This window comes from Streptomyces avidinii, from assembly GCF_045161815.1.
GTDB lineage: Bacteria > Actinomycetota > Actinomycetes > Streptomycetales > Streptomycetaceae > Streptomyces > Streptomyces avidinii.
In genome coordinates this window covers 6454818-6477814 of record NZ_CP108863.1, presented here as the reverse complement: position 1 = coordinate 6477814, position 22997 = coordinate 6454818, and the positions used below count along the sequence as shown (strand labels likewise).

General features: G+C 70.4%; 23 protein-coding genes. 10 read left to right on the top strand and 13 right to left on the bottom strand.

Annotation, left to right across the window (positions count from 1 at the left end):
* Positions 1 to 72: 72 nt before the first annotated feature.
* Positions 73 to 1044 (top strand): winged helix-turn-helix transcriptional regulator, encoded by a 972-nt coding sequence (locus OG373_RS29200; protein ID WP_405441295.1) that lies wholly within the window; start codon positions 73 to 75, stop codon positions 1042 to 1044.
* Here OG373_RS29200 and OG373_RS29195 read toward each other — a convergent pair.
* Positions 1035 to 1586 (bottom strand): TetR/AcrR family transcriptional regulator, encoded by a 552-nt coding sequence (locus tag OG373_RS29195; RefSeq protein WP_405441293.1) that lies wholly within the window; start codon positions 1584 to 1586, stop codon positions 1035 to 1037. The two genes, OG373_RS29200 and OG373_RS29195, sit on opposite strands and share 10 nt — an antisense overlap.
* Positions 1586 to 1906, bottom strand: a complete 321-nt coding sequence (locus OG373_RS29190) for a DMT family transporter (RefSeq protein ID WP_397738244.1) — start codon at positions 1904 to 1906, stop codon at positions 1586 to 1588. Before OG373_RS29190 ends, OG373_RS29195 begins: the two co-directional genes overlap by 1 nt.
* Positions 1907 to 2028: 122 nt before the next feature.
* Between OG373_RS29190 and OG373_RS29185 the strand changes: the two genes are divergently transcribed.
* Entirely contained in the window at positions 2029 to 3210 is a 1182-nt protein-coding gene (locus OG373_RS29185) for a hypothetical protein (protein WP_405441292.1), read from the top strand.
* A gap of 78 nt (positions 3211 to 3288) precedes the next feature.
* Here OG373_RS29185 and OG373_RS29180 read toward each other — a convergent pair whose 3' ends face one another.
* From OG373_RS29180 to OG373_RS29145, 8 genes are read right to left on the bottom strand one after another with little or no spacing between them, the layout of a single operon-like run.
* Entirely contained in the window at positions 3289 to 3633 is a 345-nt protein-coding gene (locus tag OG373_RS29180; RefSeq protein WP_030009139.1) for a metal-sulfur cluster assembly factor, read from the bottom strand.
* Complete coding sequence (sufU, locus tag OG373_RS29175) at positions 3630 to 4091, bottom strand: Fe-S cluster assembly sulfur transfer protein SufU (RefSeq protein WP_030009138.1); 462 nt, start codon at positions 4089 to 4091, stop codon at positions 3630 to 3632. The genes OG373_RS29180 and sufU overlap by 4 nt, the downstream gene beginning before the upstream one ends.
* Before the next feature lie 22 nt (positions 4092 to 4113).
* Positions 4114 to 5370: a cysteine desulfurase gene (locus OG373_RS29170; RefSeq protein WP_030009137.1), complete on the bottom strand. Its 1257-nt coding sequence runs from the start codon at positions 5368 to 5370 to the stop codon at positions 4114 to 4116.
* Positions 5367 to 6134 (bottom strand): Fe-S cluster assembly ATPase SufC, encoded by a 768-nt coding sequence (gene sufC, locus OG373_RS29165; RefSeq protein ID WP_007263436.1) that lies wholly within the window; start codon positions 6132 to 6134, stop codon positions 5367 to 5369. The genes OG373_RS29170 and sufC overlap by 4 nt, the downstream gene beginning before the upstream one ends.
* A gap of 7 nt (positions 6135 to 6141) precedes the next feature.
* Entirely contained in the window at positions 6142 to 6459 is a 318-nt protein-coding gene (locus OG373_RS29160; RefSeq protein ID WP_052874919.1) for a bifunctional 3-phenylpropionate/cinnamic acid dioxygenase ferredoxin subunit, read from the bottom strand.
* Complete coding sequence (sufD, locus tag OG373_RS29155; protein WP_405441289.1) at positions 6459 to 7637, bottom strand: Fe-S cluster assembly protein SufD; 1179 nt, start codon at positions 7635 to 7637, stop codon at positions 6459 to 6461. Before sufD ends, OG373_RS29160 begins: the two co-directional genes overlap by 1 nt.
* 60 nt (positions 7638 to 7697) lie before the next feature.
* The gene (sufB, locus tag OG373_RS29150; RefSeq protein ID WP_405441288.1) at positions 7698 to 9113 is read right to left on the bottom strand and encodes a Fe-S cluster assembly protein SufB; all 1416 of its coding nucleotides are present in this window, start codon (positions 9111 to 9113) and stop codon (positions 7698 to 7700) included.
* The gene (locus tag OG373_RS29145; RefSeq protein WP_397735295.1) at positions 9110 to 9871 is read right to left on the bottom strand and encodes a helix-turn-helix transcriptional regulator; all 762 of its coding nucleotides are present in this window, start codon (positions 9869 to 9871) and stop codon (positions 9110 to 9112) included. Before OG373_RS29145 ends, sufB begins: the two co-directional genes overlap by 4 nt.
* Before the next feature lie 390 nt (positions 9872 to 10261).
* Here OG373_RS29145 and OG373_RS29140 point away from each other — a divergent pair, with 390 nt between their 5' ends.
* From OG373_RS29140 to OG373_RS29125, 4 genes are all read left to right on the top strand, one after another.
* Positions 10262 to 11188 (top strand): ABC transporter ATP-binding protein, encoded by a 927-nt coding sequence (locus tag OG373_RS29140; protein WP_405441286.1) that lies wholly within the window; start codon positions 10262 to 10264, stop codon positions 11186 to 11188.
* Positions 11185 to 11967 (top strand): ABC transporter permease, encoded by a 783-nt coding sequence (locus OG373_RS29135; protein ID WP_405441285.1) that lies wholly within the window; start codon positions 11185 to 11187, stop codon positions 11965 to 11967. Before OG373_RS29140 ends, OG373_RS29135 begins: the two co-directional genes overlap by 4 nt.
* 67 nt (positions 11968 to 12034) lie before the next feature.
* A complete protein-coding gene (locus OG373_RS29130) occupies positions 12035 to 13168 on the top strand; it encodes a hypothetical protein (protein WP_405441283.1) in 1134 nt (377 codons plus the stop codon).
* A gap of 4 nt (positions 13169 to 13172) precedes the next feature.
* Complete coding sequence (locus tag OG373_RS29125) at positions 13173 to 14162, top strand: COX15/CtaA family protein (RefSeq protein WP_405441281.1); 990 nt, start codon at positions 13173 to 13175, stop codon at positions 14160 to 14162.
* A 55-nt stretch (positions 14163 to 14217) separates the two neighbouring features.
* Here OG373_RS29125 and OG373_RS29120 read toward each other — a convergent pair whose 3' ends face one another.
* The 3 genes from OG373_RS29120 to OG373_RS29110 all read right to left on the bottom strand — a co-directional run bounded on the left by OG373_RS29120 (position 14218) and on the right by OG373_RS29110 (position 16778).
* The gene (locus OG373_RS29120; RefSeq protein WP_405441279.1) at positions 14218 to 15309 is read right to left on the bottom strand and encodes an amidohydrolase family protein; all 1092 of its coding nucleotides are present in this window, start codon (positions 15307 to 15309) and stop codon (positions 14218 to 14220) included.
* Positions 15310 to 15437: 128 nt separating this feature from the next.
* Complete coding sequence (locus OG373_RS29115) at positions 15438 to 15815, bottom strand: hypothetical protein (RefSeq protein WP_405441277.1); 378 nt, start codon at positions 15813 to 15815, stop codon at positions 15438 to 15440.
* Positions 15816 to 15830: 15 nt separating this feature from the next.
* A complete protein-coding gene (locus OG373_RS29110; RefSeq protein WP_397735333.1) occupies positions 15831 to 16778 on the bottom strand; it encodes a heme o synthase in 948 nt (315 codons plus the stop codon).
* A gap of 327 nt (positions 16779 to 17105) precedes the next feature.
* Here OG373_RS29110 and tkt point away from each other — a divergent pair, with 327 nt between their 5' ends.
* The 4 genes from tkt to opcA are packed head-to-tail and all read left to right on the top strand — an operon-like array spanning position 17106 to position 22909.
* Positions 17106 to 19208 (top strand): transketolase, encoded by a 2103-nt coding sequence (gene tkt, locus OG373_RS29105; RefSeq protein WP_405441276.1) that lies wholly within the window; start codon positions 17106 to 17108, stop codon positions 19206 to 19208.
* Positions 19209 to 19242: 34 nt separating this feature from the next.
* Positions 19243 to 20361, top strand: coding sequence for a transaldolase (gene tal / locus OG373_RS29100; protein WP_405441274.1), 1119 nt, complete (start codon positions 19243 to 19245; stop codon positions 20359 to 20361).
* Positions 20362 to 20366: 5 nt separating this feature from the next.
* Positions 20367 to 21893: a glucose-6-phosphate dehydrogenase gene (gene zwf / locus OG373_RS29095; RefSeq protein WP_397735277.1), complete on the top strand. Its 1527-nt coding sequence runs from the start codon at positions 20367 to 20369 to the stop codon at positions 21891 to 21893.
* Positions 21890 to 22909, top strand: coding sequence for a glucose-6-phosphate dehydrogenase assembly protein OpcA (opcA, locus tag OG373_RS29090; RefSeq protein ID WP_405441273.1), 1020 nt, complete (start codon positions 21890 to 21892; stop codon positions 22907 to 22909). Before zwf ends, opcA begins: the two co-directional genes overlap by 4 nt.
* The last annotated feature ends 88 nt before the right edge of the window (positions 22910 to 22997 follow it).

Genomic DNA, 22997 nt, shown 5'->3' with positions numbered 1-22997 from the left:
ATCGAGTAAGTTCCCTTTAGGAACTGACTATGTCAGCATGGCAGCCTTGGGGTCAACGGACAAAGGAGTGCCATGGCCCAGCGCACACACCTCGGCGACGCGGACTGCGCCATCGCCCAGGCCCTCGACGTGGTGGGCGACTGGTGGACGCTGCTGATCGTGCGCGACGCCGCGCGCGGCCTGAGCCGCTTCGACGAGTTCCAGCACGAGCTGGGGATGTCCCGCAAGGTGCTGGCGGAGCGGCTGAAGCTGCTCGTCGAGGCCGGGGTGCTGTCGCGCGAGCCGTACCAGGAACGTCCGGTGCGGCACGAATACCGGCTGACCCCGCGCGGGCGGGGGCTGCTGCCCGTCCTGGTGGCCCTCCAGGACTGGGGAGACACCTGGGTCCTGGGAGACGGAGAAATGACGGCGACGACCGACGAGGCCTCGCGCGAGGCGGCGCGGGTGCACGCGCTGCGCGGAACACGGGTGCCCCCGCTGCTGATGCCGGACCGCTTCGGCGAGCTGCGCGACCCGGTGGCGGACACCCCGTTCACGGTCCTGTACTGCTTCCCGGGCGCGTACGCGCGCACCGAGTCCTACCCGCCCGGCTGGGCCGGGATCCCGGGCGCCAAGGGCTGTACGTTCGAGTCGTGCACGTACCGCGACCAGCTCGCCGAGTTCACCGCGGCCGGCGCCACCGTGCACGGCGTATCGGCCCAGCGCCCGGACGAGCAGCGGGAGTTCGCGGAGCAGGAGCGGCTGCGGTTCCCGCTGCTGTCCGACGCGGACCTGACGCTGACGACCGCGCTGCGCCTGCCGACCTTCCGCACGGCCGGCACGAGCCGGATCAAGCGGCTGACGCTGGTCATCGACCGCGAACGCACGGTCCGCGAGGTGATCTACCCGATCCAGGACATCGAGGCGAGCGTGCAGACGGCTCTCGCGGCCGTCCGGACCGCCGCCGGGGGCGCCGGAGATGCCGGGGACACCGGGGACGCCGCTGCTGCGGGGGATGCCGCTGCCTCAGGGGATGCCGCTGCCGCGGGGCCGGCTCAGTCCTGACGCAGGATCCGCCGCAGGACCTCGCGGGCGTACCCCTCGTCGTACGCGGCGTCCGTCAGCAGGACCTGCAGGCCGATCCCGTCCATGGCGGCCACCAGCGCCCGCGCAGTCACCGGGTCGGTCCGCGGGGTCAGCGCCGCCGCGACCGCCTCGCACCACGCCGCCGCCACCGGCCGAAGCGCAGGGCGGCGCAGGGCCGCGAGGTAGAGCTCGTACTCCAGCTCCACCCGGCCCCGGTCCGCCGTCAGGAACTCCCCGAGCAGGCGGGCCAGGGCCGCCGCGAGATCCGCGTCCGGGTCGGCCAGCGCGGCCGAGCGGGCCACCGCCTGCGCGAAGCCTTCATTGGCCTGGTGCAGCGCGGCGACCAGCAGGTCGTCCAGCGTCTTGAAGTGGTAGGTCGTCGACCCGAGCGGTACGTCGGCCTCCGCGGCCACGCTGCGGTGGCTCAGCCCGGCGATGCCCCGGTCGCCCACCACCCTGATCGCCGCGTCGATGATCCGCTGACGCCGGTCCGGGTCGTAGCGCCGCGCGCCGGAGGGCATCAGTGGGCCCCGCCGAGATTCAGCAGGACCACTCCTGCGATCACCAGGACGATCCCGGCGATCTTGGCGGCGGTGGCCGCCTCCCCCAGGAACACCATGCCTATGGCGGCGATCGCGGCGGTGCCGACGCCCGCCCATATGGCGTACGCCGTGCCGACCGACATCGACTTCAGCGTCTGCGCGAGCAGGGTGAAGGCGATGACGTAGCCGAGCAGGGTGCCCAGCGACGGCCACAGCTTCGTGAAGCCGTCGCTGTACTTCATCGCGGTGGTTCCGGCGACCTCGGCGGCGATGGCCGCGGCAAGCATGACGTAGGGCATGCGTACAACTGTACACATCGATGCGTACGGCCGTACACATCCAGATCAATCGACTGCCATGCTCCTGACATGCTGATATACGGTGTGCCCTCGTCGGGGGAACGAGAAGACGGAGCACACGCATGACACAGAACACAGGGTGGGGATCCACGGGGGCACACGGGCCGGGCGGCCCGGGTGGCGCGCCGCAGTGGGGAGGATGGGCCCCGCCGCCACCACCGCAGCCCGGAGTGGTGCCGCTCAAGCCGCTGGGCCTCGGGGAGGTCGTGAGCGCCTCCTTCGCCACGTTCGGCCGCTACTGGAAGCAGCTCGCCGGTGTGATGCTCGCCGTGCTGGGCCTGTGTCTGCTGGTCATGGCCCTGTTGGCGGGCATCGCCGTCGCCGCGGTGTACGACCACATCGAGCCGGTCTTCGACCCGCCCTACGGGCAGGACCCGGCAACCGAGCACCTCACCCCGGTCATCGTCGCGGGCGTCACGCTGTTCGTGCTGCTGTTCGCCGTGGGGCTGCTGAGCATGGCCGTGCTCACCGCTGTGTGCCCGGCGGTCCTCCAGCAGGCGGTCCTCGGCCGGCCCACCACCTTCCGCGCGATGTGGCGCACGACCCTGCGGCGGACTCCCTCCGTCCTGGGCGCGCTGCTGCTCACGGGGCTGATCGCGGGCGCTCCCGTGCTCGCCGCCATGGCGGTGTGGATTCCGGTGATGGTCGTCTCCGTCGCCGGCGACGACCCGTCACCCGCGGCCCTGATCCTCCTGCCCGTGCTCCTGCTGCCCGCCATCGCGGTGTCCGTCTGGCTCGGCACCCGGCTCAGCCTGGCCCCCGCCGTGGCGGTCATGGAGAAGGCCGCCCCCGTCACCGCGCTGCGCCGCTCGGCCGCGCTGGTCAAGGGCGACTGGTGGCGGATCTTCGGCATCACCCTGGTCGGCAGCATGATCGCGATGAGCATCGCCTACATGATCCAGATGCCCTTCCAGCTCGTCGGCACGTTCGGGATGATCCCCCTCATGGCCGAGGCGGGCGAGGGAGCCGAGGGGGCCGACCCGTCGACGGGCATGATCGTCGCCCTCGTGTTCGGCATCCTGTGCATCATGGTCGGCGGCGGCGTGAGCCAGATGTTCCAGATCGGGTACACCCAGCTCTTCAGCAATCTGCTGTACGTGGACCAGCGGATCCGGCGCGAGAACCTCGCCCAGACCCTCCTCGCCGAACTCGCCGCGCAGGCCCCCGGCACCGGCACCGGCCCCGTGCCCACGCCCGCGGAACCGCCCGCGGACACGCCGCCCGACAGGCCGACGGACGACTGAGCGGCCCGACGGGCCGCCCTGCGGACACGAGGAAGGGCCCCCGGCACGATGCCGGGGGCCCTTCCTCGTTCAAACCGCTCAGACGTTGAAGCCGAGTGCGCGGAGCTGCTCGCGGCCGTCGTCCGTGATCTTGTCCGGGCCCCACGGCGGCATCCAGACCCAGTTGATCCGGAGCTCGCTCACGATGCCGTCCGTCGCCGACTTCGCCTGGTCCTCGATGACGTCCGTCAGCGGGCAGGCCGCCGACGTCAGCGTCATGTCGAGGGTGGCGATGTTCGCGTCGTCGATGTGGATGCCGTAGATCAGGCCCAGGTTGACAACGTCGATGCCCAGCTCGGGGTCGACCACGTCGTAGAGGGCCTCGCGGACCTCCTCCTCGGTGGCCGGCTTGATCGACGCCTCGGGCGTCGCGTTCTCGGTCATGCCGTCTTCCTCTCCGCGCCGCCCAGAGCCTGGGCCGTCGCGTCCTTCCACGCCATCCAGCTCAGCAGAGCACACTTCACGCGAGCCGGGTACTTGGAGACGCCGACGAACGCGACCGCGTCCTCCAGCACCTCCTCCATGGCCTCGTCGGGCTCGATCTTGCCCTTGGACTGCATCATCTCCAGGAAGACTGCCTGGATCTTCTGCGCCTCGGCCAGTTCCTTGCCCACGAGCAGCTCGTTCAGTACGGACGCGCTGGCCTGGCTGATCGAGCAGCCCTGGCCCTCGTAGGAGACGTCGGTCAGCGTCTCGCCGTCGTACTTCACGCGCAGCGTGATCTCGTCACCGCACGTCGGATTGACGTGGTGCACCTCGGCGTCGCCGTCGCGCAGGCCACGCCCGTGCGGGTGCTTGTAGTGGTCCAGGATCAGTTCCTGGTACATCGAATCCAGCTTCACTGCGTCCTCGTCGCCTCGTCCGTCAGCCGAAGAAGTTCCGTACGTGCTCCAGCCCGTCGATCAGCGCGTCGACCTCGGCCGGAGAGGAGTACAGGTAGAAAGACGCTCGCGTCGTCGCAGGAATTCCGTAGCGCAGGCAGACGGGGCGCGCGCAGTGGTGTCCCACGCGGACCGCGATGCCCTGCTCGTCCAGCACCTGGCCGACGTCGTGCGGGTGGATGTCGCCCAGCACGAAGGAGATCGCGGCGCCGCGGTCCTCGGCCGTGGTGGGCCCGATGATCCGCAGGTCGGGCACCTCGGCGAGGCGCTTGATCGCGTACTCCGTGATCGCGTGCTCGTGCGCGGCGATCTTGTCCATGCCGATCGCGGTCAGGTAGTCCACGGCCGCGCCGAGGCCGACGGCCTGGGCGATCGGGGGCGTACCGGCCTCGAACTTGTGGGGCGCCGGGGCGTAGGTCGAGGCGTGCATCGACACGGTCTCGATCATCTCGCCGCCACCGAGGAACGGGGGCAGGTCCTCCAGGAGCTCCTGGCGGCCCCAGAGGACGCCGATGCCGGTCGGACCGCACATCTTGTGGCCGGTGAAGGCCACGAAGTCGGCGCCGAGCGCCTGCACGTCGAGCGGCATGTGCGGGGCGGCCTGGGAGGCGTCGATCAGCACGAGGGCGCCGACGTCCTGGGCGCGCCGGACGATCGCCTCGACCGGGTTGACCGTGCCCATGATGTTGGAGACCAGCGTGAAGGAGACGATCTTCGTCTTCTCCGTGATGACCTCTTCGATGTTGGACAGGTCGAGCCGGCCGTCGTCGGTGAGGCCGAACCACTTCAGCTTGGCGCCGGTGCGCTGCGAGAGCAGCTGCCACGGCACGATGTTGGAGTGGTGCTCCATCTCCGTGATGGCGATCTCGGTCTCGCGGTCGACCCGGTAGGGCTCGTCCGCCCAGCCGAGCATGTTCGCGACCAGGTTGAGCGACTCCGAGGCGTTCTTGGTGAAGATCACCTCGTCGCGGCTCGGCGCGTTGATGAAGGCGGCGACCTTGTCGCGGGCGCCCTCGTACAGCGCCGTGGCCTCCTCGGCGAGCACGTGCACGCCACGGTGGACGTTGGCGTTGTGCTGCTCGTAGTACTCGTTCAGCGCGTCGAGCACCTGGCGCGGCTTCTGGGAGGTTGCCGCGTTGTCCAGGTAAACGATCTTCTTCCCGTCGTGGACCACACGATCCAGCAGGGGGAAGTCCTTGCGGATCGCCTCGATGTCGAGGAGGCCAGGCAGCTGTGTCACGCGGTCGCGCCACCCTTCGTGCTGTACGACTCGTAGCCTTCCGCCTCCAGCTTGTCGGCGAGCTCGGCGCCGCCGGACTCGACGATGCGGCCTTCCGAGAAGACGTGGACGAAGTCGGGCTTGATGTAGCGGAGGATCCGCGTGTAGTGCGTGATCAGCAGCGTGCCGACCTCACCGGTCGCGCGGACGCGGTTGACGCCCTCGGAGACCTGGCGCAGCGCGTCGACGTCGAGGCCGGAGTCGGTCTCGTCGAGGATCGCGATCTTCGGCTTGAGGAGCTCCAGCTGGAGGATCTCGTGGCGCTTCTTCTCACCACCGGAGAAGCCCTCGTTGACGTTGCGCTCGGCGAAGGCCGGGTCCATCTGGAGCTGCTCCATCGCGGACTTGACCTCCTTCACCCAGGTACGCAGCTTCGGCGCCTCGCCGCGGATGGCGGTGGCCGACGTGCGCAGGAAGTTGGAGACCGAGACACCGGGGACCTCGACCGGGTACTGCATCGCGAGGAAGACGCCGGCGCGGGCGCGCTCGTCGACGGACATCTCCAGGACGTCCTCGCCGTCGAGGGTCACGGTGCCACCGGTGATGGTGTACTTCGGGTGACCGGCGAGCGAGTACGCCAGGGTGGACTTGCCGGAGCCGTTCGGACCCATGATGGCGTGCGTCTCACCCTGCTTGACGGTGAGGTCGACGCCCTTGAGGATCTCGCGGGCGCCGTTCTCGGCCTCGACGGAGACGTGCAGGTCGTGGATTTCAAGCGTTGCCATGGATACCTCAGGACTCCTGGGTGAGGGAGACGAACACGTCGTCCCCTTCGATCTTTACGGGGTATACGGGTACGGGGCGCGTCGCAGGCAGACCCGAGGGCTTGCCGGTGCGCAGGTCGAAGGCCGACCCGTGCAGCCAGCACTCGATCATGCAGTCTTCGACCTCGCCCTCCGAGAGCGAGACGTTCGCGTGCGAGCAGATGTCGTTGATCGCGAACACCTCCCCCTCGGTGGAGACGATGGACACCGGCGTGCCGTCGAGTTCCACCCGCTTCGGGGTGTCCTCCTCCAGCTCGCTGAGCGCACAGGCCTTGACGTAATTCATCAGACGGAACCCTGGAGCTCGGTCTCGATCTTGGTGAGCAGGCGCTCCTCGATGTCGTCGACACCGATCTGCTGGACGAGCTCCGCGAAGAAGCCGCGGACGACCAGGCGGCGGGCCTCGTCGGCCGGGATGCCACGGGCCTGCAGGTAGAAGAGCTGCTCGTCGTCGAAGCGGCCGGTCGCGGAGGCGTGGCCGGCGCCGACGATCTCGCCGGTCTCGATCTCGAGGTTCGGCACCGAGTCGACCCGCGCACCGTCCGTGAGGACGAGGTTGCGGTTCATCTCGTAGGTGTCGGTGCCCTCGGCGCTCTTCTCGATGAGCACGTCACCGATCCAGACGGCGTGGGCGTCCTGGCCCTGGAGCGCGCCCTTGTAGACCACGTTCGACTTGCAGTGCGGGGCGTCGTGCGTGACCAGGAGGCGGTGCTCCTGGTGCTGGCCGGCGTCGGTGAAGTACAGGCCGAAGAGCTCGGCCTCGCCGCCGGGGCCGGCGTAGCTCACGCGCGGGTGGATGCGGACGAGGTCGCCGCCGAAGGTGATCACGATCGACTTGAAGGTCGCGTCGCGGCCGACCAGCGTGTTGTGCTGCGAGCAGTGGACGGCGGTGTCGTCCCAGTCCTGCACGGACACGACGGTGAGCTTGGCGCCGTCGCCGACCAGGAACTCGACGTTGGCGGCGCGCACGCCGTCACCGGTGTGGTCGATGACGACGACGGCCTCGGCGAAGGCCTGTACGTCGAAGACGGTGTGACCGAAGGTGGTACCGCCCTCGCCGTGCAGCGCCAGGCGCACCGGCTCGGTGAGGACCGTCTCCTTGGGCACGGTGACGACCGTGGCCTTGGCGAAGGAGGAGAACGCCTGGGCGGCGATCCGGTCCACCGGGATGCCGGCCTTGCCGATGCGCGCGTCACCGCGGTCCACCGACTCGACCGTGACGCCCTCGGGCGCGTCGATCTGGGCCTTCATGCTGCCGTTGGCGACCGCGGTGCCGTCGTGCAGACCCTTGAGGCGGGCGAGCGGGGTGAACCGCCACTCCTCCTCGCGGCCGTTCGGGACCGGGAAGTCCGCCACGTCGAAGGACGGGGGCGCACTCATCCGGGTGGCGACGGTGGACTCGGCGGCCACCGCGATCGCGCCGGCGGTGGTCGAACCCGCCGGAATGTTCTGAGCCTCAGCCATGGCTGTCTTCGTGCTCTCTTCCTACGTCAAAGAATGTCTGCGGGACTCGGGCGGCCGGAACTAGCCGACCGAACCCTCCATCTGCAGCTCGATCAGCCGGTTCAGCTCGAGGGCGTACTCCATGGGCAGCTCGCGCGCGATGGGCTCGACGAAGCCGCGCACGATCATGGCCATTGCCTCGAACTCCGTCAGGCCGCGGCTCATCAGGTAGAAGAGCTGGTCGTCGGAGACCTTGGAGACCGTGGCCTCGTGGCCCATGGAGACGTCGTCCTCGCGCACGTCCACGTAGGGGTACGTGTCCGAGCGGGAGATGGTGTCGACCAGGAGCGCGTCGCACAGCACGTTGGACTTCGCACCGTGGGCGCCCTCGCCGATCTCGACCAGGCCTCGGTAGGAGGTCCGGCCGCCGCCTCGTGCCACCGACTTGGAGACGATGTTCGAGGAGGTGTGCGGCGCCATGTGCACCATCTTGGAGCCGGCGTCCTGGTGCTGGCCCTCGCCCGCGAAGGCGATGGACAGGGTCTCGCCCTTGGCGTGCTCGCCCATCAGGTAGACGGCCGGGTACTTCATGGTGACCTTGGAACCGATGTTGCCGTCGATCCACTCCATGGTCGCGCCCTCGTACGCCACGGCGCGCTTGGTGACCAGGTTGTAGACGTTGTTCGACCAGTTCTGGATCGTCGTGTAGCGGCAGCGGCCGCCCTTCTTGACGATGATCTCGACCACGGCGCTGTGCAGCGAGTCCGAGGAGTAGATCGGGGCGGTGCAGCCCTCGACGTAGTGGACGTAGGCGTCCTCGTCGACGATGATCAGCGTCCGCTCGAACTGGCCCATGTTCTCCGTGTTGATACGGAAGTAGGCCTGGAGCGGGATGTCGACCTTCACGCCCTTGGGGACGTAGATGAAGGAGCCGCCGGACCACACCGCGGTGTTCAGCGACGCGAACTTGTTGTCGCCGACCGGGATGACCGTTCCGAAGTACTCCTGGAAGAGCTCCGGGTGCTCCTTGAGCGCGGTGTCCGTGTCGAGGAAGATGACGCCCTGCTCCTCCAGGTCCTCACGGATCTGGTGGTAGACGACCTCGGACTCGTACTGGGCCGCGACACCGGCGACGAGGCGCTGCTTCTCCGCCTCCGGGATGCCGAGCTTGTCGTACGTGTTCTTGATGTCCTCGGGCAGGTCCTCCCACGAAGCGGCCTGCTTCTCGGTGGAACGCACGAAGTACTTGATGTTGTCGAAGTCGATGCCCGAGAGGTCGGAACCCCAGTTCGGCATGGGCTTCTTGTCGAACAGCTTCAGGCCCTTGAGGCGGAGCTTCAGCATCCACTCCGGCTCGGACTTCTTCGCCGAGATGTCGCGGACGACATCCTCGGAGAGACCCCGCTTGGCAGCGGCGCCGGCCGCGTCGGAGTCGGCCCAGCCGTATTCGTAGGTGCCCAGGCCATCGAGCTCAGGGTGAGCGATCTCCGTGGTCATGCGGGGTTCCTCCCGGCCGTACTTGCAGATACTGATGTGTCGGTCTGTGTGGTGCTCGCGCTACGCGGAATGAACGTCGTGCACACCCCGTCGCCGTGGGCGATCGTGGCGAGGCGCTGCACATGGGTCCCGAGCAGGCGGGAGAAGACCTCGGTCTCCGCCTCGCAGAGCTGCGGGAACTGCTCGGCGACGTGCGCGACCGGGCAGTGGTGCTGGCAGAGCTGTTCACCGCTGTGCGGACCGGGAGCGCTCTTCGCCGTAGCAGCGTACCCGTCCGCGGTCAACGCCTTGGCAAGGGCCTCCGCGCGCTCCTGCGGGGCGGCTGCCTCGACGGCCTCCCGGTAGGTCTGCGCCTGCGCTTCCATCCGTGCCCTGGCGAAGGCGGCGACGGCCACCTCGCCCTGCTCGCCGCCGCCGACGGACTGCGCGATCCAGCGCAGGGCGTCCGCGGCGAGCGTGTCGTAGGACTGGTCGAAGGAGTCGCGGCCGCAGTCGGTGAGCGCGAAGACCTTGGCGGGCCGACCCCGGGTACGCGCGCCGTACACACGCTGCTCACGGGGTTCGACCACGTCGTCGGTGACGAGCGTGTCGAGGTGGCGGCGGACGGCGGCCTGGGTGAGGCCGAGGCGCTGGGCGAGGTCGGCGACGGTGGACGGACCGTGGTCCAGGATCGAGCGCGCCACCCGGTTGCGGGTTGACCGCTCCCCGGTGCCGAGCTCCCCCTGAGGGGTGTCGATCTGCCGTTCGCCGTATTTCACAACGCCATTGTTGCGTAAATAACCGAGCAGGGACAAGCCGTGACGGACGCCACTCCTGGTGGTCTCCATCACTAAGGGTTACCTAATTTATCGACGGAGAGTTATTTGGAGGGCAGTACTCCGCAATCCTCCCGAACACCCCCGAGGGCCCCGCACACGGCTCCCACCAGCGCTCCTACGCCTCGGACGCACCCCGGCACGGCGTACCCCCGGATTCGGAAAAGATCACCGAAAGACGCCGGTGCGCCCAGGGCCGGAAGACTGAAAAAGAACCGTATTCGCGAGGCCGTGTTCGCATCCCGCGCGGAGGAAGCGGAGTGGAAGGGGAGAGGAAGGGGCCCCGACCCCGGGACCCACGACCCCTCCCACAGCTCCGTAGACTCACCCCCCATGAGCAACGACCCCGCCGTGGAGATCCGCGGACTGGTGAAGCGGTACGGCACCAAGACCGCGGTGGACGGCCTGGACCTCACCGTCCGGAGCGGCTCCGTCACCGCGGTCCTCGGTCCCAACGGCGCGGGCAAGACGACCACGGTGGAGACCTGCGAGGGCTACCACCGCCCCGACGCCGGCACCGTCCGCGTCCTCGGCCTCGACCCGGTCGCCCGGGCCGAGGCCCTGCGCCCGCGGATCGGCGTGATGCTGCAGTCCGGAGGCGTCTACTCCGGAGCCCGCGCCGTCGAGATGCTGCGCCACATGGCCAAGCTGTACGCCGACCCGCTCGATGTCGACACCCTGGTGGAACGCCTCGGACTCGGCGGCTGCGGCCGCACCCCCTACCGCCGGCTCTCCGGCGGCCAGCAGCAGCGCCTCGCCCTGGCCATGGCCGTCGTCGGCCGCCCCGAGCTGGTCTTCCTGGACGAGCCCACCGCCGGCCTGGACCCGCAGGCCCGCCGCGCGACCTGGGACCTCGTACGGGAACTGCGCGCCGACGGGGTCACCGTCGTCCTCACCACCCACCACATGGACGAGGCCGAGCAGCTCGCGGACGAGGTCGCCATCGTGGACGCGGGCCGGGTCATCGTCCACGGCAGTCCCGAGCAGCTGTGCCGGGGCGGCGCCGAGAACACCCTGCGCTTCACCGGCCGCCCCTCCCTCGACCTCGCCTCGCTGCTGAAGGCACTGCCCGACGGCACCGAGGCCGCCGAGCTCACCGCGGGCGTCTACCGGGTCACCGGCGACGTCCACCCCCAGCTGCTGGCCACCGTCGCCTCCTGGTGCGCGCAGCACGGTGTGATGCCGAACAGCCTCACGGTCGAGCGGCACACCCTCGAGGACGTCTTCCTCGAACTGACAGGCAAGGAGCTGCGCGCATGAGCGCCGGTACGTTCACCCCCCGCCCGGGGGCCGCGCCCGTGTCCCGCATGATCCTCGCGCAGACGGCCCTGGAGACCAGGATGCTGCTGCGCAACGGGGAGCAGCTGCTGCTGACCGTGATCATCCCGGCGCTGCTGCTGACCCTCTTCTCCGCCGTGGACATCGTGACCGTGCCCGTCGACGAGGGGGGCAGCGGGAAGTCCGTGGACTTCCTCGCGCCCGGGATCCTGGCGCTCGCCGTGATGTCCACCGCCTTCACCGGCCAGGCCATCGCCACCGGCTTCGACCGCCGCTACGGGGTCCTCAAGCGGCTCGGGGCCTCCCCCCTGCCGCGCTGGGCCCTGATGGCCGCCAAAACCCTGTCGGTGCTGGTCACCGAGGTGCTGCAGATCGCCCTGCTGACGGTGATCGCCCTCGCGCTGGGCTGGTCCCCGCAGGGTGACCCGCTGTCGGTCGCCGCGCTCATCCTGCTGGGCACCGCGGCCTTCTCCGGACTCGGACTGCTGATGGCGGGCACCCTCAAGGCCGAGGCGACCCTGGCCGCCGCCAACCTGGTCTTCCTGCTGCTGCTGGTCGGCGGCGGGGTGATCGTGCCGCTGGACAGGTTCCCGGACGCCGTGCAGTCCGTGCTGGGGCTGCTGCCCATTTCGGCCCTGTCCGACGGGCTGCGCGAGGTCCTCCAGCACGGCGGCGCCCTCCCGTGGGGCGACGCAGCCGTACTGGCGGGCTGGGCCGTACTCGGTCTGGGCGCCGCCGCGCGGCTCTTCCGCTGGGAATGAAATCCCTCCCCTCGCGGGGGCTGTGCCGCGAGGATGGGCCCCTCACACATGAAGCCGGGGGGCGGACATGGTGCAGCGGGAGGCCGTTCTACGGCTGGACGATCAATGGGCACGGGTGCGGTCGGGGGCGGAGCACACGGAACCCGGGGAACGCGATCGGCTCCTCGACGAGCTGATCGGCGCCCTGCGCCCGTTCGACGGCGACCCGCAGTGCACCGCGCTGCTCGGGCTGCGCCTCGCCGACCGGGCCGCCCTGCGGTTCGCCGCGGGCGACCGCGCCGGCGCCCTCGCCACGATCGAGGAGGGGCTGCGCAGCTCCGAGCGCGCCGCCGGGCACTCCCCCGAATTCGCCCGCTGGTACGCCCGCGGGCTGATCAACCACGGGGTCTGGCTGGCCTGGCCGCTGAGCGACGGGGCCCGGCTGCCGAAGCACCCGCTGGGGGCGGCCGCCGGGGAGGGGCCGAGCGCCATGGAGCGGGCGGCCGGTGAACGCGCCCGCGACCTGACCCGGACCGCGGTGGAGGTGTGGGCGGGACTGGACCAGCAGGATCCGGTCAACCGGCGCGGTCTGGCCCAGGCCAAGGTGTTCCTCGGGGACCGCCTCGCCGAGCTGGGCCTCGCCGAGGAGGCCGTGGCCTGGGCCGTGGCCGCCGAGGCCGACTTCCGGCACCTGCTGCTCGCGGGCCCGGCCGCGGAGGAGGCCGAGGAGGCCGAGGAGGCCCTCGACCACATCGGCCGCCAGCTGGAACTGCGCCTGCGCCTCCTGGCCTTCGACTCGCTGGTCGGCCTGCGCGCGCAGGGGCTGCTGCCCGAACGGCTGCTGCCGCGGGCCGTGGTGGCCGCCCGTATCCAGGGGACGCCGGAGCCCGCGATCGCAGCGGGCCTGGGGCTCGACGCCGAGCAGGTGCGCACCATGCTGGAGGTCACCCCCTGGCTCGCGGTGTGGCGCCTCGAGGTGCGCGCGCCCGACGGCCTGTGGAACGTACTTGAGCATCCCTGGCACAGCGCAACAGAAGTAAGGAATAGGACAGCCGAGGAGATAGCAGGCGAATTACTCCAAGGGTTCGTCGGCTCGGCGGACTACCCGGGCGACGGCGTCCCTTGGCGGATCCTGCTGTGGTGGCACGAGGAGGGTGAGCCCGAGGGGGCGAAGTACCGCCTGGTCGTCGGCCCCGACACCACCCCGGGCACCCCCTCGTGAAACTTTGCACAAGGGGTCGCCTACGATATGGGGCGTGTTGAACCCCCTCGCCCACATCGCCAGCCGCTGGACCCCGTCACCCCGGACCGTCCAGCGGGCCGCACTCGCCGCGCTCGTCATGAGCGTGGTCATCGTCGTCACCGGCGGCGCGGTACGGCTGACCGGATCCGGCCTCGGCTGCGACACCTGGCCCAAGTGCACCGACGACAGCCTCATCGTGACGCAGGAGCAGGGCTTCCACGGCGCCATCGAGTTCGGCAACCGCATGCTGACCTACGTGCTCAGCGCGGTGGTCGGCTGGGCGATCATCGCCGCCCGCTCGGCCGAGCCCTGGCGGCACTCGCTGACGAAGCTCGGCTGGGTGCAGTTCGTGATCGTGATGGCGAACGCCGTACTGGGCGGCATCACCGTCCTGACCGGGCTCAACCCCTACAGCGTGGCCGGGCACTTCCTGCTCGCCACCGCGCTGATCGCCGTGACGACGGTCACCTGGCAGCGCACCCGCGAGGGCGACGGCGCCCCCAGGCCGCGCGTGCCCGGCCCGGTGCGCAAGCTGTCGTGGGCGCTGCTCGCGACCACCCTCGTGCTGATCGCGGCGGGCACCGTCGTGACCGGCTCCGGTCCGCACGCCGGTGACAGCAGCGAGATCAGGCGCATGCCCTTCGACTGGGACACCACCGCCCACGTGCACGCCGTCTCCGCCTGGCTGGTGTGCGCGCTCGCCGTCGCCATGTGGCTGGTCCTGCGTGTCGTGGACGCCCCGGCCGACACCCGGGCACGCGCCCGCGACCTGCTGGTCGTGCTGCTCGCCCAGGGCGCCGTCGGCTACGTGCAGTACGCCACCCAGGTCCCCGAGGCCCTGGTCGCCGCCCACATGCTGGGCTCCTGCCTGGTGTGGATCGCCGTGCTCCGGGTCGCGCTGAGCCTGCGCGAGCGGCCGGCCGAGCAGGCGGAGGTCCCCTCCCAGGGCGACCCGCAGCTCTCCGCCGTCTGATCCCCCGAGGCCCGTCAGGGCCCGGACGGACCCGTCAGCGCCCTGGGCAGACCCATCAGGGCCCGTCCAGGCGGTAGACGCGGCGGGCGTTGCCCGCCGCGACCATGGCGGCCACCCGCTCCGCGTCCCGCCAGGACCAGGATCCCTCGGCGGCCCATCCGCCCAGCACCCGGCCGAGGGCCTCGCGGAACACCAGGGCGCCCACCGCGTGCAGTTCGGGCAGGTGCCGGCCGCCGCTGGAGAAGAGCACCTTCCCGAACGGCGCGATCTCCAGCAGCTCCGCCAGGACCGCCGCGGCCCGCGCCCCGGTCTGCCCGAGGGCCGCGCCCGCGTCCGCGTAGACGTGCGGGAAGGCCGCCGCCAGCTGCGCCGTACGGCGGTGGTACGGGTACCCGCCGAGCAGCACCAGCCGCGTCCCCAGGCCCGCGGTGGCCCGTACGAACCCGGTCAGCGCAGCGGCATCGGCCGCTCCCGTGTGCAGCTGGAGCGGCAGCCCCGACGCCACCGCGCTCCACAGCAGGTGGGACAGGAGTACGGGATCCCGTACGGCCCCGCCCCGCGGCCGCCCGGCGAGCCACCGCCCGGCCGCCCCGCGCACCGCGCCGGGACCGGGCGGCTCGGGTGCGAGGTCCGGGGTGTCCGCGCAGGCGAAGGCCGTGGCGCAGGTGAAGGCCGCGGCTCCGGCGGCGGCGTGGTGGACGGCCTCGGCGAGATTGGCGAGGAAGGCGCCCACCGTTCCCGAGGTGTCGGCGACCTGCTCGGCCAGTAACTCCAGCCGGACGGCCTCGAAGGCCTCGGCGTCCCCGGCGAGCGCCAGTTCCTTGGGCCCGGTGAGGTCCCCGGCCACCCCGGTGTCGACCAGGTAGGCGGCGACTCCGGACCCCCTCAGCAGCCTCCGGGCGGTCTCGGCCACGCCCAGCTCGCGCCGCCGCGCCAGATAGCGGGCGGGGGTGGCGTGCGGCTCCAGCCCCAGCAGCGGCGGGCACCAGCGGCGTACCGCGAAGCCGGTCTGCGTGTCGAAGAAGGTGGTGCCCGCGGCGGGCGGGCCGGCCGAGCTCATCAGCTGGGCCTCGAAGGTGCCCAGGCCCAGCTCCGTACGGAGTACTCCGTGGCAGTACTGGTCCACCAGGGGCGGCGTTTCGATCATCCGGGCATCCCGATTGCGGACGTGAGGAAGGGGCTTCCACACGTCCTAACGGGTGAGCGGGGTGTGAGGTGTTGCTCGGGCTGTTGACCGAGACGGCACTCCCGGGTCCCCCGGGGGCGGTCCGGGGCTCAGGCCGCGGGGTTCTCGGGTCCGCCGATCTGGATGCCGGCCATCCGCGACCACTCGTACGGACCCGTGCGCACGCGCGCGGCGAACTCCCCGTCGAACTCGTCGTGAAGGGTCAGCCCGGCCTTCTCGGCGGCCAGCTGCGCCACCGTGAGGGTGGGGGCCACCAGATCGCCCCAGCCGCCGTCCGTACCCACGAGCACGATCCGGGTGCCGACCTGGCCGATGTGGGCGAGCTGGCCCTCTGCGCCGCCGTGCTGCTTGGCGAACGCGCCGATCTGCTTGGCCAGCTTCGCGGCCCTGCGGTCCTGCTTCTTCTCCGCGGCGCCTGCGGCGGCAGGGGCGGCTGCGGTGTCTTCGGTGTCTCCCATGGAAGCCATGCTACCGGTGAGTAATCAGCGGAGGAAGGGATCCACGGCCACCGCCACGAACAGCAGCGACACATAGGTGATCGACCAGTGGAACAGCCGCATCTCCTTGAGCTTCGCGCCCACGACCCCCGACTTGGCGCGGGCGTGCAGCGCGTGCGCCTCCCACAGCCACCAGCCGCCCGCCGCCAGCGCGACCGAGGTGTAGAACCACCCGGTGTACCCCAGCGGGGTCAGCAGCAGCGAGACCGCCACCATCACCCAGCTGTAGAGGACGATCTGGCGCGCCACGGCCCTGTTGCCCGCGACGACCGGCAGCATCGGCACGCCGGCCCGCGCGTAGTCGTCCTTGACCTTCATCGACAGCGGCCAGTAGTGCGGCGGCGTCCAGAAGAAGATGACGAGGAAGAGGATGACCGCGGCCCAGGAGACCTCGTTCGTGACGGCCGACCAGCCGATGAGCACCGGCATGCAGCCCGCGATGCCGCCCCAGACGATGTTCTGCGCGGTGCGCCGCTTCAGCAGCATCGTGTAGACCACGACGTAGAAGAGGAGCGCACCGAGCGACAGCGCCGCCGACAGCCAGTTGACGAGCAGGCCGAAGAAGAGGGTGGAGACGACCGCGAGGGTGAGGCCGAAGGCCAGGCACTCCCGCGGGCTGACCATGCCGGTCACCAGCGGGCGCTGCGATGTCCGGTCCATCAGCGCGTCGATGTCGCGGTCGATGTACATGTTCAGCGCGTTGGCGCCGCCCGCGGACAAGTAGCCGCCGAGGCAGGTCACAAGGACCAGCCGCAGCGACGGAACACCCTGCTCCGCCAGGAACATCACCGGCACTGTGGTGATCAGCAGAAGTTCGATGATCCGCGGCTTGGTCAATGCCACGAAAGCCATGACGCGGGTCCCGAGCGGCCGCTGACCGGGGCTCGTCCCGAGCACCCCCGCTGGACGGGATTCGACGGCCGTCACGCACACCCCTGAGAGAGAATCCAGCAAGCTCCGACGCGGACCACCCAAGAGATGTAGGCCCGGTTGAGGCTTGCGCGTACCACGCCACTGTAGACGTTGCACTTACGTCGCCCTGCGCCGGGGTCGCTTCGTGTTGGGCCGATCGGACCGTGCATATATACGGGGCACGCGCCGTACCGGGCACCCGTGGGCGGGTGAACGGGGGTCGGCGGCACGGTGACGGACTGCCTGCACTCGAATAGCTGCACGCCGTTGCGGGGGTAGGCTCGGAATCGCGCCGGTGCACCGTTCGTCACCGGGATTCATACATGTGGAGAGGAGCCCTGACCCACGGTGAGCACCAAGCCGACCACCACAGAGCTCGAGTGGACCGAACTGGACCAGCGGGCCGTCGACACCGCCCGCATCCTGGCCGCTGACGCGGTCCAGAAGGTCGGAAACGGCCACCCCGGTACGGCGATGAGCCTGGCCCCCGCCGCGTACACCCTCTTCCAGAAGGTGATGCGGCACGACCCGGCGGACCCCGAGTGGGTGGGCCGCGACCGCTTCGTGCTCTCCGCGGGGCACTCGTCCCTCACGCTCTACACCCAGCTCTACCTCGGTGGGTTCGGGCTGGAGCTGGACGACCTGAAGGCCTTCCGCACCTGGGGCTCGAAGACCCCCGGGCACCCGGAGTACGGCCACACGACGGGCGTCGAGACCACCACCGGCCCCCTCGGCCAGGGCGTCGCCAACGCGGTGGGCATGGCCATGGCCTCCCGCTACGAGCGCGGTCTGTTCGACCCGGAGGCCGCCCAGGGCGCCTCCCCGTTCGACCACATGATCTACGCGATCGCGGGTGACGGCTGCCTCCAGGAGGGCATCTCCCACGAGGCGTCCGCGCTGGCCGGCCACCAGAAGCTCGGCAACCTCGTCCTGCTGTGGGACGACAACCACATCTCCATCGAGGGCGACACGGAGACGGCCGTCTCCGAGGACACCCTGGGGCGCTACGAGGCCTACGGCTGGCACGTCCAGCGCGTCGAGCAGCAGGAGAACGGCGACCTCGACCCGAAGGCGCTGTTCGCGGCCCTCCAGGCCGCCAAGGCCGAGACCGGCCGCCCGTCCTTCATCGCGGCCCGCTCGATCATCGCCTGGCCCGCCCCGCACGCCCAGAACACCGAGGCCGCCCACGGCTCGGCGCTCGGCGACGACGAGGTCGCGGCCACCAAGCGCGTGCTCGGCTTCGACCCGGAGCAGACCTTCGAGGTCGCCGACGAGGTCATCGCGCACACCCGCGCGCTGGGGGACCGCGGCCGCGAGGCCAAGGCCGCCTGGGAGAAGGACTTCTCCGCCTGGCGCACCGCCAACCCGGAGCGCGCCGCCGAGTTCGACCGCATCAACGCCAACGAGCTGCCCGCCGGCTGGGAGGACAAGCTCCCCGTCTTCGAGCCCGGCAAGGGTGTCGCCACCCGCGCCGCCTCAGGCAAGGTCCTCGGCGCGCTCGGCGCGATCATCCCGGAGCTGTGGGGCGGCTCGGCCGACCTGGCCGGCTCCAACAACACGACCATCGACAAGGACTCCTCGTTCCTGCCGGTGGGCAACCCGCTGCCGGAGGCCGACCCGTACGGCCGCACCATCCACTTCGGCATCCGTGAGCACGCCATGGCCGCGGCCATGAACGGCATCACCCTGCACGGCCACACCCGCATCTACGGCGGCACCTTCCTGGTGTTCTCCGACTACATGCGCAACGCCGTCCGCCTGTCCGCGCTGATGCACCTGCCGGTGACGTACGTGTGGACGCACGACTCCATCGGTCTCGGCGAGGACGGCCCGACCCACCAGCCGGTCGAGCACCTCGCCTCGCTGCGCGCCATCCCGGGCCTGAATGTCGTCCGCCCGGCCGACGCCAACGAGACCGCCATCGCCTGGCGCGAGATCCTGCGCCGCCACACCAAGGTCTTCGGCAAGGGTGCCCCGCACGGCCTCGCGCTGACCCGCCAGGGCGTGCCGACCTACGAGCGCAACGAGGCCGCCGCCAAGGGCGGGTACGTCCTGTTCGAGGCCGAGGGCGGCCCGGCGCAGGTCCTCCTCATCGCCACCGGCTCCGAGGTGCACGTGGCCGTCGAGGCCCGCGAGCAGCTCCAGGCCCAGGGCGTTCCCACCCGGGTCGTCTCGATGCCGTCCGTCGAGTGGTTCGAGGAGCAGGACCAGGAGTACAAGGACAGCGTCCTGACGCCGTCGGTGAAGGCCCGCGTCGCGGTCGAGGCGGGCATCGGCCTGACCTGGCACCGCTACGTCGGCGACGCCGGCCGGATCGTCTCGCTGGAGCACTTCGGTGCCTCGGCCGACGCGAAGGTGCTCTTCCGCGAGTTCGGCTTCACCCCCGAGAACGTGGTGGCCGCCGCCCAGGCCAGCATCGATTCAGTACGCCTCGCCGCCGCCTCGCGCTGACGCCGTTACGCAACCGAGTAGGAGATGTAATCCCATGACAGACGCACTCAAGCGCCTCTCCGACGAAGGCGTCGCGATCTGGCTGGACGACCTGTCCCGCAAGCGCATCACGTCCGGCAACCTGGCCGAGCTCATCGACCAGTCGCACGTGGTCGGTGTCACCACCAACCCGGCGATCTTCCAGAAGGCGATCAGCGGCGGCGAGGGCTACCAGCAGCAGCTCACCGACCTCGCGACCCGCAAGGTCACCGTGGAGGAGGCCCTGCGCATGATCACGACGGCGGACGTCCGTGACGCCGCCGACATCCTGCGCCCGGTCTACGACCGCACCGACGGCCAGGACGGCCGCGTGTCGATCGAGGTCGACCCGCGCCTGGCGCACAACACCCCGGCGACCATCGCCGAGGCCAAGCAGCTCGCCTGGCTGGTGGACCGCCCGAACACGCTCATCAAGATCCCGGCGACCAAGGCCGGCCTGCCGGCGATCACCGAGGTCATCGGCAAGGGCATCAGCGTCAACGTCACGCTGATCTTCTCGCTGGAGCGCTACCGCGAGGTCATGGACGCGTACCTGGCGGGCCTGGAGAAGGCCAAGGCCGCCGGCCTGGACCTCTCCCTGATCCACTCGGTCGCCTCCTTCTTCGTGTCCCGCGTGGACTCGGAGATCGACAAGCGCCTGGACGCGGTCGGCACCGACGAGGCCAAGGCCCTCAAGGGCAAGGCGGCGCTCGCCAACGCCCGTCTGGCCTACGAGGCCTACGAGGCGGTCTTCTCCTCGGACCGCTGGACCGCCCTGGAGCGCGTCGGAGCCAACAAGCAGCGCGCGCTGTGGGCCTCGACGGGCGTCAAGGACCCGGCGTACAAGGACACCCTGTACGTGGACGACCTGGTCGCCCCGAACACGGTGAACACCATGCCGGAGGCCACTCTGGAGGCCACCGCCGACCACGGGCAGATCACGGGCGACACCGTGCGCGGCACCTACGAGCAGGCGCGCGCCGAGCTCGACGCGGTCGCGAAGGTGGGCATCTCGTACGACGATGTGGTGCAGCTGCTCGAGGACGAGGGCGTCGAGAAGTTCGAGGCGTCCTGGAACGACCTGCTGAAGTCGACCGAGGCGGAGCTTGAGCGCCTCGCCCCCACGGAGGCCTGAACACCTTGTCTGTAAACGGAGCGAACCCGCTTCGTGACGCACAGGACCGGCGGCTCCCGCGTATCGCGGGGCCGTCCGGCCTGGTCATTTTCGGCGTTACGGGTGACCTGTCGCGCAAGAAGCTGATGCCTGCCGTCTACGACCTGGCCAACCGTGGCCTGCTCCCGCCGGGCTTCTCCCTGATCGGGTTCGCCCGCCGCGAGTGGCAGGACGAGGACTTCGCGCAGGAGGTCCACGACGCGGTCAAGGAGCACTCCCGGACGCCCTTCCGCGAGGAAGTGTGGCAGCAGCTCGTGCAGGGCTGCCGTTTCGTCTCGGGCGACTTCGACGACGACGCCGCCTTCGAGACGCTGAAGGCGACCATAGAGGAGCTGGACAAGGCACAGGGCACGGGCGGCAACTTCGCCTTCTACCTGTCCGTCCCGCCCAAGTTCTTCCCCAAGGTGGTGCAGCAGCTCAAGGACCACGGGCTGGCGCAGAAGGAGGGCTCCTGGCGGCGTGCCGTCATCGAGAAGCCCTTCGGCCACAACCTGAAGAGCGCCGAGGAACTCAACAAGGTCGTCCACGAGGTCTTCCCGCGTGACGAGGTCTTCCGGATCGACCACTACCTCGGCAAGGAGACCGTCCAGAACATCCTGGCGCTCCGCTTCGCCAACACGATGTTCGAGCCGATCTGGAACCGGTCGTACGTCGACCACGTGCAGATCACCATGGCCGAGGACATCGGCATCGGCGGCCGGGCCGGGTACTACGACGGTATCGGCGCCGCCCGTGACGTCATCCAGAACCACCTGCTCCAGCTGCTCGCGCTGACCGCGATGGAGGAGCCCGGCTCCTTCCACCCCAAGGCGCTGGTGGCCGAGAAGCTCAAGGTGCTGACGGCGGTGCAGCTGCCCGAGGACCTGGGCAAGCACACCGTGCGCGGCCAGTACGCGGCCGCCTGGCAGGGCGGCGAGAAGGTCGTCGGGTACCTCGAAGAGGACGGCATCGACCCCAAGTCGAAGACCGACACCTACGCGGCCATCCGCCTGGAGATCAACAACCGCCGCTGGGCGGGCGTCCCGTTCTACCTGCGGACGGGCAAGCGCCTGGGCCGCCGGGTGACCGAGATCGCGGTCGTCTTCAAGCGGGCCCCGTACCTGCCGTTCGAGTCGGGCGCGACCGAGGAGCTGGGGCAGAACGCCCTGGTCATCCGGGTCCAGCCGGACGAGGGCGTGACGGTCCGCTTCGGCTCCAAGGTTCCGGGCACCTCCATGGAGGTCCGGGACGTCACGATGGACTTCGCCTACGGCGAGTCCTTCACGGAGTCGAGCCCCGAGGCGTACGAGCGACTCATCCTCGACGTGCTCCTCGGCGACGCGAACCTCTTCCCCCGTCACCAGGAAGTCGAACTGTCCTGGAACATCCTCGACCCGATCGAGGAGTACTGGGACAAGCACGGCAAGCCCGCGCAGTACCCGTCGGGCACCTGGGGGCCGGTCGAGGCGGACGAGATGCTCGCACGAGACGGACGGAGCTGGCGCCGGCCATGAAGATCGACCTCACGGAGACCAACTCCAGCAAGATCAATGCCGCGATGGTGCAGGCACGCCGGGACATCGGCACGCCGGCCATCGGCATGGTCCTCACGCTGGTGATCGTGACCGACGAGGAGAACGCGTACGACGCGCTCAAGTCGGCGAACGACGCGTCCCACGAACACCCCTCGCGGATCGTCGTCGTCATCAAGCGGGCCAGCCGCTCGCCCCGCAGCCGCCGCGACGCCCGGCTCGACGCGGAAATCCGCGTCGGGGCGGACTCCGGCAGCGGCGAGACGGTGGTGCTCCGCCTTCACGGCGAACTGGTCGACCACGCCCAGTCGGTGGTTCTCCCGTTGCTCCTGCCGGACGCCCCCGTGGTCGTCTGGTGGCCGGACGGTGCTCCCACGGACCTGGCGGGCGATCCGCTGGGTGCGCTGGGGCAGCGCCGGATCACGGACACATACTCCTGCGAGGACCCGATCAGGGCGCTCAGCGGCCGTGCGGGAGCGTACGCCCCCGGGGACACGGACCTGTCGTGGACCCGGATCACTCCGTGGCGCTCCATGCTGGCCGCGGCACTGGACCAGCAGGCCCTGTCGGTCGTCTCGGCGACCGTCGAGGGCGAGGACGAGAACCCGAGCTGCGAACTGCTGGCCATGTGGCTGGCGGACCGGCTCCAGGTCCCCGTCCAGCGCACGCTGTCGTCGGGCCCGGGCCTGACCTCCGTACGGCTGTCCACCAAGGACGGCGACATCGTCCTGGACCGGGCGGACGGCGCGCTGGCCACGCTGTGCATGCCGGGGCAGCCCGACCGTGCGGTGGCGCTCAAGCGCCGTGACACGGCCGAGCTCCTGGCGGAGGAGCTGCGCAGGCTGGACCCGGACAACACGTACGAGGCCTCGCTGAGGTTCGGCGTGGCGCGGCTCGAGGCGTCGGAGCCCGCGGCCCCGGCGGCGCCGGAACCGGCCCCGGCCGCCAAGCCGGCCAAACCGGCCGCCAAGCCGACGAAGAAGGCCCCGGCCAAGTAACGCCCTCGCGGTGCCTCTCCCCGCCCCGCCCTTTCGCCGTTTCCCGGGGCTCCGCCCCGGACCCCGCGCCTCAAACGCCGGCGAGGCT

Excerpts from the sequence above, each read along its gene's own strand:
- OG373_RS29200 (WP_405441295.1), top strand. The coding sequence starts at position 73 with ATGGCCCAGCGCACACACCTCGGCGACGCGGACTGCGCCATCGCCCAG.
- OG373_RS29195 (WP_405441293.1), bottom strand. The coding sequence starts at position 1,586 with ATGCCCTCCGGCGCGCGGCGCTACGACCCGGACCGGCGTCAGCGGATC.
- OG373_RS29190 (WP_397738244.1), bottom strand. The coding sequence starts at position 1,906 with ATGCCCTACGTCATGCTTGCCGCGGCCATCGCCGCCGAGGTCGCCGGA.
- OG373_RS29185 (WP_405441292.1), top strand. The coding sequence starts at position 2,029 with ATGACACAGAACACAGGGTGGGGATCCACGGGGGCACACGGGCCGGGC.
- OG373_RS29180 (WP_030009139.1), bottom strand. The coding sequence starts at position 3,633 with ATGACCGAGAACGCGACGCCCGAGGCGTCGATCAAGCCGGCCACCGAG.
- sufC (WP_007263436.1), bottom strand. The coding sequence starts at position 6,134 with ATGGCAACGCTTGAAATCCACGACCTGCACGTCTCCGTCGAGGCCGAG.
- OG373_RS29160 (WP_052874919.1), bottom strand. The coding sequence starts at position 6,459 with ATGAATTACGTCAAGGCCTGTGCGCTCAGCGAGCTGGAGGAGGACACC.
- sufD (WP_405441289.1), bottom strand. The coding sequence starts at position 7,637 with ATGGCTGAGGCTCAGAACATTCCGGCGGGTTCGACCACCGCCGGCGCG.
- sufB (WP_405441288.1), bottom strand. The coding sequence starts at position 9,113 with ATGACCACGGAGATCGCTCACCCTGAGCTCGATGGCCTGGGCACCTAC.
- OG373_RS29140 (WP_405441286.1), top strand. The coding sequence starts at position 10,262 with ATGAGCAACGACCCCGCCGTGGAGATCCGCGGACTGGTGAAGCGGTAC.
- OG373_RS29135 (WP_405441285.1), top strand. The coding sequence starts at position 11,185 with ATGAGCGCCGGTACGTTCACCCCCCGCCCGGGGGCCGCGCCCGTGTCC.
- OG373_RS29130 (WP_405441283.1), top strand. The coding sequence starts at position 12,035 with ATGGTGCAGCGGGAGGCCGTTCTACGGCTGGACGATCAATGGGCACGG.
- OG373_RS29120 (WP_405441279.1), bottom strand. The coding sequence starts at position 15,309 with ATGATCGAAACGCCGCCCCTGGTGGACCAGTACTGCCACGGAGTACTC.
- OG373_RS29115 (WP_405441277.1), bottom strand. The coding sequence starts at position 15,815 with ATGGCTTCCATGGGAGACACCGAAGACACCGCAGCCGCCCCTGCCGCC.
- tal (WP_405441274.1), top strand. The coding sequence starts at position 19,243 with ATGACAGACGCACTCAAGCGCCTCTCCGACGAAGGCGTCGCGATCTGG.
- opcA (WP_405441273.1), top strand. The coding sequence starts at position 21,890 with ATGAAGATCGACCTCACGGAGACCAACTCCAGCAAGATCAATGCCGCG.